Origin of the sequence: Pseudomonas sp. M47T1, from assembly GCF_000263855.1 — a bacterium.
Classification (GTDB): Bacteria; Pseudomonadota; Gammaproteobacteria; order Pseudomonadales; family Pseudomonadaceae; genus Aquipseudomonas.
In genome coordinates, this window is record NZ_AJWX01000011.1 from 24915 (window position 1) to 38211 (window position 13297).

Annotated in this window: 11 protein-coding genes; 8 read left to right on the top strand and 3 right to left on the bottom strand. The window is 64.0% G+C overall.

Annotated features, from left to right (window positions below; translation table 11 throughout):
* Positions 1-21 precede the first annotated feature (21 nt).
* Positions 22-651: a LysE family translocator gene (locus PMM47T1_RS13310; RefSeq protein ID WP_008369588.1), complete on the bottom strand. Its 630-nt coding sequence runs from the start codon at positions 649-651 to the stop codon at positions 22-24.
* Positions 652-989: 338 nt separating this feature from the next.
* On the opposite strand from PMM47T1_RS13310, the gene PMM47T1_RS13315 reads away from it, so the two are divergent.
* The 4 genes from PMM47T1_RS13315 (at position 990) to rarD (ending at position 5255) form a co-directional block, all read left to right on the top strand.
* A complete protein-coding gene (locus PMM47T1_RS13315; RefSeq protein WP_008369590.1) occupies positions 990-1532 on the top strand; it encodes a cysteine hydrolase family protein in 543 nt (180 codons plus the stop codon).
* A gap of 154 nt (positions 1533-1686) precedes the next feature.
* On the top strand, positions 1687-2637 hold the full coding sequence (locus tag PMM47T1_RS13320; protein WP_008369592.1) for a LysR family transcriptional regulator: 951 nt from the start codon (positions 1687-1689) through the stop codon (positions 2635-2637).
* A 42-nt stretch (positions 2638-2679) separates the two neighbouring features.
* Positions 2680-4221 (top strand): EAL domain-containing protein, encoded by a 1542-nt coding sequence (locus tag PMM47T1_RS13325; protein ID WP_008369594.1) that lies wholly within the window; start codon positions 2680-2682, stop codon positions 4219-4221.
* A gap of 146 nt (positions 4222-4367) precedes the next feature.
* A complete protein-coding gene (gene rarD / locus PMM47T1_RS13330; protein ID WP_008369596.1) occupies positions 4368-5255 on the top strand; it encodes an EamA family transporter RarD in 888 nt (295 codons plus the stop codon).
* A 1-nt stretch (position 5256) separates the two neighbouring features.
* Here rarD and PMM47T1_RS13335 read toward each other — a convergent pair whose 3' ends face one another.
* Both PMM47T1_RS13335 and PMM47T1_RS13345 read right to left on the bottom strand, forming a co-directional pair.
* On the bottom strand, positions 5257-6189 hold the full coding sequence (locus PMM47T1_RS13335; RefSeq protein WP_008369598.1) for an AEC family transporter: 933 nt from the start codon (positions 6187-6189) through the stop codon (positions 5257-5259).
* A gap of 209 nt (positions 6190-6398) precedes the next feature.
* Positions 6399-7451: a Gfo/Idh/MocA family protein gene (locus PMM47T1_RS13345; RefSeq protein WP_008369601.1), complete on the bottom strand. Its 1053-nt coding sequence runs from the start codon at positions 7449-7451 to the stop codon at positions 6399-6401.
* Between the two features lie 73 nt (positions 7452-7524).
* On the opposite strand from PMM47T1_RS13345, the gene PMM47T1_RS13350 reads away from it, so the two are divergent.
* The 4 genes from PMM47T1_RS13350 (at position 7525) to PMM47T1_RS13365 (ending at position 13265) form a co-directional block, all read left to right on the top strand.
* Entirely contained in the window at positions 7525-8469 is a 945-nt protein-coding gene (locus PMM47T1_RS13350; protein ID WP_008369603.1) for a LysR family transcriptional regulator, read from the top strand.
* A 323-nt stretch (positions 8470-8792) separates the two neighbouring features.
* Entirely contained in the window at positions 8793-10238 is a 1446-nt protein-coding gene (locus PMM47T1_RS13355) for a TldD/PmbA family protein (RefSeq protein WP_008369605.1), read from the top strand.
* The gene (locus PMM47T1_RS13360; RefSeq protein WP_008369607.1) at positions 10238-11587 is read left to right on the top strand and encodes a TldD/PmbA family protein; all 1350 of its coding nucleotides are present in this window, start codon (positions 10238-10240) and stop codon (positions 11585-11587) included. The genes PMM47T1_RS13355 and PMM47T1_RS13360 overlap by 1 nt, the downstream gene beginning before the upstream one ends.
* An 865-nt stretch (positions 11588-12452) precedes the next feature.
* Positions 12453-13265, top strand: coding sequence for an energy transducer TonB (locus PMM47T1_RS13365; protein ID WP_008369609.1), 813 nt, complete (start codon positions 12453-12455; stop codon positions 13263-13265).
* Positions 13266-13297: the final 32 nt, after the last annotated feature.

The following is a 13297-nucleotide window of genomic DNA, read 5'->3' on the forward strand; positions in this document are numbered from 1 at the left end:
TCTTCCCGTCTCCCGTGTGAATCAGGGACGGCTGAGCAGGGCCAGGCGCACGGCCAGCATGGTCAGCACGGTTGCCAGGCCCAGCGACTGCACCTTGGCCCAACGCCCGGTTGAGGCCAGGCGCCGATGGATGGCGGCGCCAAACACGCCCAGGAGCGAATGGAATACCGTGGCGGTCAGGGCCAGCATCACGCCCAGTTGGATCAACTGCCAGCCCACCTGACCGCGTTCCGGTTGCACGAACTGCGGCAGGAACACCATGAAGAACAGCAGCGCCTTGGGGTTGAGCAGGCTGTTGAGCGTGGCCGAGAACAAGATACGCATCAGCGGCTGTTGCTCGCGGGTGTCCAACGCGCCCAGGCCGCCGCCGCCGCGCAGGGTCTTGAACGCCAGCCACAGCAGGTACAGGACACCGGCGTAACGAATGACGTCGAACGACGGCGGCCAACTGGCCACCAGCGCGGTCACGCCTGTGGCGGTCAGCACCGCCAGGGTCAGGTCGGCGATGGTGATGCCCACCGCCGCCATCAAGCCACCGCGCCAGCCACGGGCAATGGCCTGGCTGAGCACGAACGCCATGTTGGGGCCGGGCGAGAGCAACAACAGAATCACGGCCAGGAAGAAAACCGGCAGGGTATCGAGGGAGATCATGACGAAGCGTCCGTGCGAAATGGGAAGTGGCAGCGTACGTGGATGGATCCAGAACGTCCTGTAACAGCTGCGCGAAATTTTGGGGGGGCAGTTGGAGTGGCCGGCGGTGGCGAAAAATTTCATGTCGCAAGGGTTGACGGCTTCCGCCGGCATGGGGCACCGTAAAGCCATGAACAGACACCTGCGCACCACCTCGACCCGCACCACCACGACCGCCACCGGCGGGCCGTGCGGCGAGGCGTGAGCACATCTGACACGCAACACCCAAGGCCCCGCCAGCAATGGTCGGGGCCTTTTTTATGCCCGGACCGCACTGGTTTTTTTCAAGGAGATACCCCATGCCCGCACTGAAGCTCAACCGCCCTGCCCTGCTGATCGTCGACGTTCAGGTTGGCCTGATCCACGGCCCGCAACAGCCCTACCAGCGCGAGCGCCTGCTGGCCACCATCAACCAGGTGATCGCCCAGGCTCACGAGGCTGGCGCGCCGATTCTGGCGGTACGCCACACGGGCCCCGCCGGTTCTCCCATCGCCCAGGGCAGCCCGTTCTGGCAAGTGGCGGCCGAACTGCAACTGGAGGGCCGCGACGCGCGCCTGTTCGACAAGCAAGCCTCCAGCGCCTTCCAGGGCACTGACCTTGAGCACTGGCTCAAAGAGGCGCAAGTCGAGGACCTGGTGATTGTCGGCCTCAAGACTCAATACTGCGTGGACAGCGCTTGCCGGGCCGCCGCGCAACTGGGCTTCAAGCCGGTGCTGGTCGCCGACGGCCACAGTTGCATGGACACTGAGCTGCTGGCTGCCGAGGTGATCATCGCCCACCACAACCACACCCTGCACGGCCCGATCGCCCGCGTGGTCGAGGCTGCCAACCTGCAGTTCTGACCCCTGGCGATAAAAAACCTGCTCGCAGGCCATGAAAAAACTGGCCTGCGAGCCGCACACAGGCACCGCTGGGGTTGGTATTGTTCCAGGCAGTCTGGAGCCGTGGTACGCGACTTGCTGGTTGCCTGCCACCTGCCAACAACCGAGGTCCGCTGTGGCTGCCTATAACCTGCGTCAACTCAAGTACTTCATCACCACCGTCGAATTCGGCAGCGTCGCCGAGGCGTCGCGCAAGTTGTATATCGCCCAGCCGTCGATTTCCACCGCCATCAAGGCCCTGGAAGACAGCTTTGGCGTGCAACTGCTGATCCGCCATCACGCCCAGGGCGTGTCCCTCACCCCCAGCGGCGCGCGCTTCTACCGCAAGGCCCAGGAGCTGCTGCGCATGGCCCGCGAGTTCGAACAGAACGCCCTGGCCGACAACGACGTGGTGGCCGGGCAAATCGACATTGGCTGCTTCGAAACCGTGGCACCGCTGTACCTGCCGCAACTGATCGCAGGCTTCAGCGCGCTGTACCCCGGCGTGGAAATTCGCATCCGCGATGGCGAGCAACAGGAATTGGTGCAGGGCCTGACGTCGGGCAGTTTCGACCTGGCCATCCTGTACAAGCACGACCTGGACAGCACCATCGAAACCGAGCCGTTGATGCCTGCCCAGCGCCCCTACGCGCTGCTGCCGGCCGACCACCGCTTTGCCCAGCAGGCACAGGTATCGCTGCGCGACCTGTGCCTGGACCCCATGATTCTGCTGGACGTGCAACCCAGCCGTACCTATTTCGTCAGCCTGTTCGAAGAACTGGGGTTGACCCCGCGCATCGCCTTCAGCTCGCCGTCCATCGAGATGGTGCGTGGCATGGTGGGCCAGGGCTTCGGCTTCTCTATCCTGGTGACCAAGCCCCATTCGGAATGCACCTACGACGGCAAGAAAGTGGTGTGCGTGGACATCGTCGAAGACGTCACCGGCTCGGGCCTGGTGGCCGCCTGGCTCAAGCGCGGGCAGTTGACCAAACCGGCGCAGCTGTTTGCCGATTACTGCCGCGAGCAACTGACGGCGCAGGCCAGCAGCTCCACGCGCGAAAGCGGCAGCGCGAAGGTGCAGCTATGATCTCTGGCATGACCTTGGCCAAAAAAGGATGCCCGCCAGCCAATGCCGTTCTTTTCCACTACCCCGCGCCCTGCTCGCCCCCTGCGCCTGATTGCCCCCTGGCTGGCCGCGGCGTTGCCGTTGCTGGCAGGCCTGGGCATTCTGTATTGGCAGGCCGAACGCGACCTGGCCGCCAGCGCCCACGACACCGCCGAACAAGCCCTGGCGCAGTTCGAGCTGATGCTGGACAACGTCGCCGACTCCGCCAACGCGTTGCTGCCACTGGCCGGCCAGCCCTGCGCCGACGCCACCCTGGCGCTGCGCGAGCAGGTCACGCGGCGGCCGTTCGTGCGCTCCACCAACCTGGCGCTGGACGATCACCTGTATTGCAGCTCGCTGTTCGGCGAATTCAGCGAACCCATCAACCCGGGCGACTACGTGGGTGGCCACTTGTGGCTGATGGACGGCAACCCGGTCACGCCCGGCCAGGCCCTACTGGTGTACCGCGCCTTCAATGACGAGCAGACCGCCCTGGCCACCCTGGACGGTTACCACCTGGCCAACGCGCTGCGCATGATCGGCCGCGAGCAATCGGTGCTGCTCAAGGTGGGCGACAACTGGCTGTCTCCCGATGGCCTGGTGCACGACGACACGCTGCCGACCTTCGGCGTGGCGCCCACGCAATTGGCCTCCCAGCGCTACCCCCTGAGCGTCAGCACCGGTTACCCGGCCGGCGAGACTTGGCGCTGGATAGCCTCGCAATACGCCCCGCTGCTGGGCCTGCTGGTGCTGCTGGCCGTGGCAGCCGGCACGCTGTGCCACTGGCTGCTCAAACGCGCGCAGTCGCCACGGGCAGAACTGGCGCGGGCCTTGGAGGCCAACGAGTTCATTCCCTATTACCAGCCGGTGGTGCGCAGCCTTACCGGGCGCTGGTCGGGGGCCGAAGTGCTGATGCGCTGGCAGCACCCGCGCGAAGGCCTGGTGCGCCCAGACCTGTTCATCCCCTTCGCCGAGCACTCGGGGCAGATCGTGGCCATGACCCGCCACCTGATGCATCAGGTGGCCGAGGACCTGCGCCCCCACGCCGAACACTTCGACGATGACTTTCACCTGGGCATCAACATCACCGCCGAGCACTGCCAGGACCTGGCCCTGCTGGACGACTGCCGCGACTTCCTGCAAGGCTTCCCGCCGGGGCGGGTCACCCTGGTGCTGGAACTGACCGAACGCGAGCTGATTCGCCCCACGCCCGTTACCCATCAACTGTTCGCCGCCCTGCACAACCTGGGGGTGATGATTGCCATCGATGACTTCGGCACCGGCCATTCCAGCCTGGCGTACCTGCGCGAGTTCAAGGTGGACTACCTGAAAATTGACCAGAGTTTCGTGGCCACCATCGGCAAGGATGCATTGTCAGGGCATATCGTCGACAGCATCATCGAGCTCTCAGGCAAGCTGGGCCTGGGCATCGTCGCCGAGGGTGTGGAAGAGCCTGTGCAGCGCGACTACCTGACCGAACGCCGGGTGGAATTCCTGCAGGGCTACCTGTTCGGCAAGCCGCTGCCCCTCGACGAGTTTATCGACGCCCTGCGTGCCACCTCCTGACCGGCCGCAGGGATGACTCCCACAATTTTCGCACCGCTATGCGCCACCTGGTGCCGCTGCGCCCTGTTTTGGTGACACACCGCGCCCCACAATGCGACAATCGGCCCCTGACTCCCCCCGATTCAACCCGCGCTTCAGAGGCTATCTTGTCCAAAGGCATCATCTCGTCTGTCACGGCGTCCAGTCTGTTCGCCGTGATGTACTTCTATACCTCGCTGCTGACCCCGCTCACCGGTGAAGAAATCTTCGGCTGGCGCATTCTGCTGACCGTGCCCTGCGTCACCCTGTTCCTGTTGATCACCCGTGATTTCAAACTGGCCGTGGGCGTACTCAAGCGCATGCGCGAGCAGCCCATCCTCCTGCTGGGCAGCATCGGTACCGCGTCGCTGTTGGGCGTGCAGCTATGGTTGTTCCTGTGGGCGCCCCTGCATGGGCGCAGCCTGCCGGTGTCACTGGGCTATTTCCTGCTGCCGCTGACCATGGTGCTGACTGGCCGGCTGGTGTACGGCGAGCGGCTGTCGTACCTGCAGAAAGTGGCCGTGGGCTTTGCCCTGTGCGGCGTGGGCCATGAGCTATGGGTGCACGGCAGTTTCGCCTGGGAAACCCTGGTGGTTGCCGCCGGCTACCCGGCGTACTTCGTGCTGCGGCGCACATGCAAGAACGACCACCTGGGCGGCCTGTGGACCGACATGTGCCTGATGATGATCCCAGCCACCTGGTTCGTCACCACCGGGCCCCTGTCTGCCGCGGACATGCTGCAACACCCCGCCCTGTACGGCCTGATCCCGGTGCTGGGCATGATCAGCGCCCTGGCGCTGGTGACCTACGTGATGGCCAGCCGTTTGCTGCCGTTCAGCCTGTTCGGGCTGCTCAGCTACGTGGAGCCGGTGCTGTTGGTAGGCGTGGCGCTACTGCTGGGCGAAAGCATCGCACGCGACCAGTGGTGGACCTACATCCCCATCTGGCTGGCCGTGGTGGTGCTGATCATCGAAGGTTTCAAGCACCTGGTGCGAGCACGCCGGCGCAGCGTCTGATTCACAGGTGGTCCACCATCAGTACCACGCTGATGGTGAAGAACGACGCCAGGGTGGTCAGCACCAGCGCCGCCGCGCAGCGCCCCTCCAGGCCGAAACGCTGGCCCAGGAGGGGGTAGACGCTCATCATCGGCGCACTGGCAATCACCACGCCGGCCAGCATCATCGGCGCCGGCACATCGCTCAGCACCCAGAACCCCAGGGCCAGCAGCAACGGGTGCACCAGCAGCTTGCCCGCGCCAATCAGCCCCAGTTCGTTGAGCTGCCCGCGCACCGGCGTGCCGTACAGCACGCCACCAATCACGAACAGGGCGGCCGGTGCCGAGGCCTGGGCCAGCATTTCGATGACCTTCAACGGTGCTACCGGAATCTGCACGCCGGCCAGTGACAGCCCACCACCGATGATGATCGACACGATCAGCGGGTTGCGCGCCAGGCGCTTGAGGGTTTCCACCACCACGCGCACCGCCGAACCGCCTTGCTGTTCACCTGCCTCGGCCAGCGCCAGGGCGAGCGGGATCATCACCAGGTTCTCGATGATCATGCCCAGCGCCAGCGCCACCACCGCCGGCGGCCCGGCGACCATGGCGGCGATGGGGTAACCGATGAAACCGCTGTTGGACACCGACATGCCCATGCCGGCGATGGCGCTGTTGGCCACGCTGGCCTGGCGCACCCGGCGAAACACCGTGAAGCCCACGGCGAAGCTGCCCAGCGAAGCCAGCCCGTAGGCCAGCAGGTAGTGGAAATTGAATATCTCGCTGATGGGCCGCTGCGCCAGCGCCTTGATCACCAGGGCCGGCAGGCAGAACATGATGACGAAGGTGCCCACGCCACGCATCTGCTCGCGGCTCAGCAGCTTCAGGGCAGACGCCAGGTAGCCCAGGGCGATGATGATGAAGATGGGCGCGGTGATGCCAAGCACGTCGAGCAAAAGATTGCTTCCTTATGATGAATGGCATTGACCGCGGCCGCTGCTACAGGATCTTTGTAGCCGTAATTGCCTGTGTGGGAGCGGGTTCTACCCGCGAAAAGCACACCGCGCAGTACCTGAAATACCGCAGCGCCTTCTTCGCGGGTAGAACCCGCTCCCACACACGCTCTGTAGCAGCTGGCGAAGGTTGCTTCAGGGGCGCCACGTAATCACTCCAACGGCACATTGACCAGCTCATGGCTACGACACGCCTGGGCAATCGCCTCCACCACGCGTAGATTCTGCAACCCATCCAGCACGCTCACCAGCGGCTGCGCCTGACCACGAATCACCTGGCAGAAGTGCGCCAACTGGCGGGCCAGCGGGTCGTCGCGGTCCTGGGGCAGTTGCTCGCAGATAAACGGCTTCCACCACGAACGGTCCTCGGCTGCGCCGAAGCGCTTGAGGCGCATGGTAGGCACCGACAACTGGCCAAAAGTGCCGGTGATCACGTAGCAATCTTCGTCATCGTAGTGGCTGTAGGTGGCGTTCTCCTGGCTGGTCTGCTCCCAACTTCGGGAGCTGGCGGCCGCGTCCGACAACAGGAAATTGCCCAATGCGCCACTGGCGAATCGCAGGGTAATGGCCACGGTGTCTTCCACCTCGAAACCGCGGGTGGCATGGGACGCCATGGCTTGCACGGCGACAATCTCGCCGCACAGCGAGCGCAGGTTGCCGATCTCGTGGATCAGGTTCAGCAGGATCGGCCCGCCGCCCACCTGGGTGCGCCACGGGCCTGCGGCAAAGTACTCGTCCGGTTTGTAGAACAGCGCGGTGCCCATCACCGCCACCAGGTTACCCAGCAGGCCATCGGCGATGACGGCGCGCGCCTGGGCCAGGATAGGGCTATGGGCGCGGTGATGGCCCACCAGCAGCGGCGTGTCGCACGCCAGGCTGGCGGCGAGTAGGCGCTCGCCTTCGGGCAACGCGTGCGCCAGCGGCTTTTCCACCAGCGCCGGTACCCGTGCTTCCAGGCAGGCCAGCGCCTGGGGCACATGCAGGGCATTGGGGGTGGCCAGGATGACGCCATCGGGGCGACGTTCGGCGAACAGCGCCTCCAGCGTGGTGAACAACGGCACTTCAAGCAGGGCCGCCAGTTCAGCCGCCGCAGGCGAGGGGTCGACAATGGCGGCCAGCTGGCATTCGAGGCTGGCGCGGATCTGCTCGATATGAACACGGCCAATGGCACCGGCGCCCGCCACGGCAATACGAAGAAGGGACATAAGGCTCTCTGATTGTTATGGGTGAGCAATGGCCATAGCTTAATCAAGTGCGATCAGGACATAATCTGCCATTATGAAGATTCAGAATGCGCAATTAGCGAATAATGAGCCGTTCCTGCGTGACCTGCAGTTGTTTTGCAGCGTGGCCCGCCACGCCAGTTTTGTCACGGCGGCTCAGGAAAGCGGCATTTCCCCGGCCCACCTGAGCAAGCGCATCGCCTTGCTGGAGGCCTCGCTGGGGGTCAAGCTGTTCCAGCGCACCACCCGCCGGGTGAACATCACCGCCGACGGCGAGACAGCCTTTACCTGGGCGCAGACCTTGCTGGGCAACGTCGACGACATGCTGCAGGCGCTGTCCGGGGTGCGCAACGAGCCGCGCGGCGCCCTGCGCATCAGCACCAGCCTGCGCCTGGGCCGCGAGTACATCGCGCCGGTAATGGCACGCCTGCGCCAGCGCTACCCGGCCCTGGAGGTCTGGCTGGAACTGCTGGACCGACGCGCCGACCTGATCGCGGAAAACTTCGACATCGACATCCGCGTGGGCGAAGTGCTGGAACAGCACCTGATTGCCCACCGCATCACCAGCAGTTACCGCATTCTGTGCGCCGCACCCACCTATATTGAACGCATGGGCACCCCGCGCAGCCTGGCCGAACTGGCCCAGCACGACTGCCTGCTGTTCCGCGAGCGCGACCAGCGCTTCGGCTTGTGGCGCCTGCACGGCAACGGCGGCGAGCAAAGCGTGAAAGTCACCGGCCCCATGGCCTCCAACCACAGCGACGTGGTGCGCCAGTGGGCCCATGAGGGCTACGGCATCATCATGGCCTCGGTATGGGACGTGGCCGCCAGCCTCAAGGCGGGCGAGCTGGTGCGCGTGCTGCCCGGCTACCGCCAGCCGGCGGACGTGTGGGCGGTGACCACGGCCAGGGGCGGCGAGTCGGAGAAGATCCGCGTGTGCATCGAATTCCTGCGCCAGGCCCTGACCGAAGGGCCGCAGGCGCTGATAACGCAGTTGTAGCCTGCCCCCCGCTGTCGATCTGTAGCCTGGCAGCACGGCCACAGCTGATCGACGCCGTTTCGGCGCGGATTGAAAGGCGAATGGCCAACCTGGGATGTATCCACTTCCTGACCTTCGACTCAATTCTGGTACGAAGGTACAACAATTGGCACACTTCTTTCTAAAGGAAACCGACAGCGATGTCAGGATCCCCTTTTCATTGGATCCGCCGGTGCACACAATGCACCATTTGCAAACAACGGGCAGTTACCCTGTCCATTACCAGTGCAGAAGTTGCGTCAAAAGCGATGACTTCTCCAGCAGTAGAACAGGAAGTCGAATACATGTTCGAAGTACCGTCCTCCCTCAAGGTGTTGCTGTCCCGCTTTAACCAGGCCCACCAAGGGGCCAGTCATTTTCACTCCCTGCGCTACGTCCAGCAGGACAGCCTGGGCCTTCGCGTGACCCGCAACATTGTCGACCCGCCCCGCCGCCACCGTAGCCGCGGGGTAATGCTGTGCGTGCGGGTCAATGGCAATGAAGCCTTCGCCGCCACCAGCGACCTCACCGACAAGGGCCTGGAGCAGGCCTATGACCAGGCGCTGCTGCTGGCCCACGCCATGGGCCAGCGCGCGTTGCTGAGCCTGCCGGCGCTGCAAGGCCAGGCCGCCCACAGCCGCTACAGCTCGCCTGCCCTGGACCTGCCGTTGCCCGATGCCGGGCACTGGCTGCAGGTGCTGCGCGAAGAATCGGCCAAGGTGCCCCAACACGATCGTCTGGTGAACTGGTCGGCCGGCCTGAACATCACCGACAGCCAGCAATGGTACGTGGACAGCACCGGCAGCGAGATCGCCAGCCACAAGCGGCTGTTCTTCCCGGAACTGGACGTGACCGCGTTCGACGGCCAGCAAAGCCAGCGCCGCACCTGGGCCATTGCCCGCCAGGGCGGCAGCGAACTGGTGCACCAGTCCGGCTTCATCGGCCAGATCACCCAGGTGGCCGACCAGGCCCTGCAACTGCTGGCCGCGCCCAACACCCCGGAAGGGCCGCGCGACCTGTTGCTGATGCCCGACCAGATGATTCTGCAGATCCACGAGTCCATCGGTCACCCGCTGGAGCTGGACCGTATTCTGGGCGATGAGCGCAACTACGCCGGCACCAGTTTCGTCACCCAGGACATGTTCGGCAGTTACCAGTATGGCTCGCCCCTGCTCAACGTCAGCTTCGACCCCAGCGTGCCCGATGAACTGGCCAGCTACAGCCACGACGATGAAGGCCTGGCCGCCGGCAAGCACCTGCTGATCGAGGGCGGCATGCTCAAGCGCCCCCTGGGCGGCGCTTTGTCCCAGGCGCGCAGCGGCCTGGAGGGTGTGGCCAACAGCCGCGCCTGCGACTGGAACCGCCCGCCCATCGACCGCATGGCCAACCTCAACGTAGAGCCGGGCGACCAAAGCCTGGCGCAGATGATCGGCAACATCGAGCACGGTATCCTGATGGCCACCAACCGCTCCTGGTCCATCGACCAGGCCCGCAACAAGTTCCAGTTCGGCTGCGAGTGGGCGCAATTGATTGAAAACGGCGAGCTGGCCGGCGTGGTCAAGAACCCCAACTATCGCGGCATTTCCTCGCAGTTCTGGCGCAACCTGAGCGCCGTGGGCGACCGTTCCACCTTCCAGGTGATGGGCACCCCCAACTGCGGCAAGGGCGAACCCAACCAGGCGGTCACCGTGGGGCATGCCTCCCCGCCCTGTGTGTTCACGCAAATCGACTGCTTCGGGGGCCAAGCCTGATGAATACTTCGCACCTGAACCATGCCCTTTACCGCCGTTCCTTCGACCTGCTGGAACAATGGCTGCACACGCAACTGGCCACCGGCGAGCATTTCTCCCTGTGGTACAGCGCCGAGGAGTCGCAATTCATCCGTTTCAATCATGGCCAGGTTCGCCAGGCCAGCCAGGTGAAACAGATCGACGCCACCTTGCGGCTGATTTGCAACGAGCGCCACGCCAGCGAAACCCTGAACCTGACCGGCGACGTGGACACCGACCGCGCCCGCCTGGGCGAAGCCCTGGTGCAACTGCGCGCGCTGCTGGACGTGCTGCCCGCCGACCCCTACCTGCAACTGGACAACCAGGTGTTCGCCAGCGACCGCCTGCCCGACGGCAGCCTGCCCGGCGCCGATGAACTGATTGAGCAGGTGGGCGCCTTGAGCGCAGGCCTGGACATGGTCGGCATTTACGCCGGCGGCCCGATGTACCGGGGTTTTGCCAGTTCCTGGGGCGGCCGCGGCTGGCACGTGGCAATCAGCGCCAGCCTGGATTTCAGCCTGTTCCACGCCAACGGCGAAGCGGTGAAAATCACCTACGCCGCCAGCGAGTGGGACGCCGATGAACTGGCCGCACAGTTCGCCCAGGGCCGCGAGCAACTGGCGCACCTGGGCAAGCCGCGCAAGACCCTGGCCCCCGGGCACTACCGGGCCTACCTGGCACCGGCTGCGGTGGAGGAAATCATCAGCATGCTGCAATGGGACGGCTTCTCCGCCCGCGCCCTGGCCACCCGCCACAGCCCGCTGCAAGCCCTGCAACTGAAAAGCGCGAGCCTGTCGCCACAGGTGTCGATCAGCGAAATGGCCTCCACTGGCCTTGAACCGCTGTTCAACAGTGAAGGCAGCCTGCGCCAAGACCAGGTGCTGATCGAAAACGGCCAACTGGCAGGCCAAATGGTCAGCTCGCGCTCGTCCCAAGAGTACGGGCTGGTGGCCAACGGCGCCGACACCTATGAAAAACCTTCGTCGCTGGTGATGGCCGCCGGGCAATTGCCCAGTGCCGACGTGCTGCAAGCCCTGGGCACCGGCCTGTACATCGGCAACCTGTGGTACCTGAACTATTCGGACGTAGGCTTGGCGCGCCTGACTGGCATGACCCGCTTCGCCAGTTTCTGGGTGGAAGAGGGGCAGATTATCGCGCCCATCGACACCATGCGCTTCGATGACAGCCTGTACGACCTGTTCGGTGACCACCTGGTGGCACTGACACGCGAGCAAAGCCTGCGCATCAGCACCAGCACCTACGCCCAGCGCGATGCGCAGACGCTGTTGCTGCCCGGTGCACTCATCGACCGTTTCACCCTCACGCTCTAGGCTCTGTATGGAATGCATCCCGGCTCGGCCATGCTGCGTTGAAAACAGGCTCGCAATGCTCATTGACAACCAGTCAAAGTCGAGCGCGACCCCGGCCGTTCCTGGCCTGTTTTCGCCTTGCCTGACCTTCGTTGGAATACATTTCATACAGACCCTGGACCTGGTTTCACCACTCCGGGCCGCGATCCCCTCCGCGGCTCCGGGGTGTTTTTTATTGAAATAACCTGTTCGGCTTTTTTATAAGTTGTAGCTCCTGCTGTCAGGCTGCGTGGACCCTTATGTGCACTGTTAATCTTCAGTGCCTATAAAGGCCCGCGCAGCCTGGCGACAGCGGCTCCCTATCGCCAACCACTTGGATGATTGAATGACGCCATAAGCCATTAACCAGACGCACCAATTAAATCCGCACTTTCCGGATTGGTGCACAGTGACTTATCAACCTGCACTTCACTGATTCAATGTTTAACCCACATTGTGATCACGGCCTCGTGCAGCCTGAAACTTACCCCATGATGGCAGCGCTATTGCCGGTCAGGGTACCGTTCGGCCTGGGGCCATGGAAAAGTTACAGGAATGCGACATCACCGGCCCAGTTTCGCGCCAGGGCCTCTGGAACAAGGCTTTTGGCACAGCGGTTGCTCTGTAGTCATTCAGGCACACACTCGTACATTTACGTACATATGATAAAAAGGAAGGCGTCATGAAACCGTACAAGCCCACCACTTCTTAACTGAAAAGACTGAATTCTGACGCACGTGCGTAGACTTCAGCGCTTTCACTTTTATTGCGCCGCACCACAATCAAATATTCAACGCAATGTTTGAGCGGACACCCTTTGCCCTTCTTTTTATTCGAGGGAGACTTGATGAATGATGCGGTAAAAAAGAAGCCAGCCCTGGCGCCAAGTTCCGGCACTGTGGCAGCCCCTTGGCCTCGTATTCCGTTTCAACCGAATACTTCGCGCCTCGGTACATTGAAGAAACAGCACATCCTGTTATTGGCGGCTGTTTCCATCGTATTGCACGCTGCGGGCTGGTGGCTGGTGCAACAGGCCAAGGAGCCCGTGCCGGAAGTGGCCCCGCAAGTGCCGGAGATGACCGTGGAGCTGACCAGCCCCACGCCACCCTCGCCCGAGCCGCCGCCGCCGGAACCACCACCACCGCCGCCGCCTCCACCGCCGCCAGAGCCCGAGGAAGACCCGGACGCCGTGAAGCCGCCGCCCAAGCCTGTGGTCAAGAAGGTAGAGAAGCCCAAGCCGGTGCAAAAACCGCAACCGGTGAAAATGCCCACGCCGCCGACACCGCCCGCACCGGCACCGGCCCCTGCGCAAAGTGCGCCGCCCAGCCCCACTCCCGCCCCCGCCGCGCCTGCCGCAGCGCCTGGACCGGTGAAGGAATCGGCGGCCATTTCCGGGCTGGCCAGCCTGGGCAACCCGCCGCCCGAATACCCGTCGCTGGCCCTGCGCCGCAGCTGGGAAGGCACGGTGGTGCTGCGCATCAAGGTGCTGCCCAACGGCCGCGCCGGCAGCGTCGAGGTGACCAAGTCCAGCGGCAAAGAGCAGCTCGATCAGGCCGCGGTGGAAGCGGTGCGCAACTGGAAGTTCATCCCGGCCAAGCGCGGCGATACGCCCATAGAAGGCTTCGCCACCCAGACCATCGACTTCAAGTTGCCGCAGTAAACGAACTCAACCCTTTTATGTTGTGCGAGGTA

What these genes read in the sequence shown, in the direction of transcription:
- PMM47T1_RS13310 (WP_008369588.1), bottom strand. Translation starts at nt 651, where the DNA reads ATGATCTCCCTCGATACCCTGCCGGTTTTCTTCCTGGCCGTGATTCTG.
- PMM47T1_RS13315 (WP_008369590.1), top strand. Translation starts at nt 990, where the DNA reads ATGCCCGCACTGAAGCTCAACCGCCCTGCCCTGCTGATCGTCGACGTT.
- PMM47T1_RS13325 (WP_008369594.1), top strand. Translation starts at nt 2,680, where the DNA reads ATGCCGTTCTTTTCCACTACCCCGCGCCCTGCTCGCCCCCTGCGCCTG.
- PMM47T1_RS13345 (WP_008369601.1), bottom strand. Translation starts at nt 7,451, where the DNA reads ATGTCCCTTCTTCGTATTGCCGTGGCGGGCGCCGGTGCCATTGGCCGT.
- PMM47T1_RS13350 (WP_008369603.1), top strand. Translation starts at nt 7,525, where the DNA reads ATGAAGATTCAGAATGCGCAATTAGCGAATAATGAGCCGTTCCTGCGT.
- PMM47T1_RS13355 (WP_008369605.1), top strand. Translation starts at nt 8,793, where the DNA reads ATGTTCGAAGTACCGTCCTCCCTCAAGGTGTTGCTGTCCCGCTTTAAC.
- PMM47T1_RS13360 (WP_008369607.1), top strand. Translation starts at nt 10,238, where the DNA reads ATGAATACTTCGCACCTGAACCATGCCCTTTACCGCCGTTCCTTCGAC.
- PMM47T1_RS13365 (WP_008369609.1), top strand. Translation starts at nt 12,453, where the DNA reads ATGAATGATGCGGTAAAAAAGAAGCCAGCCCTGGCGCCAAGTTCCGGC.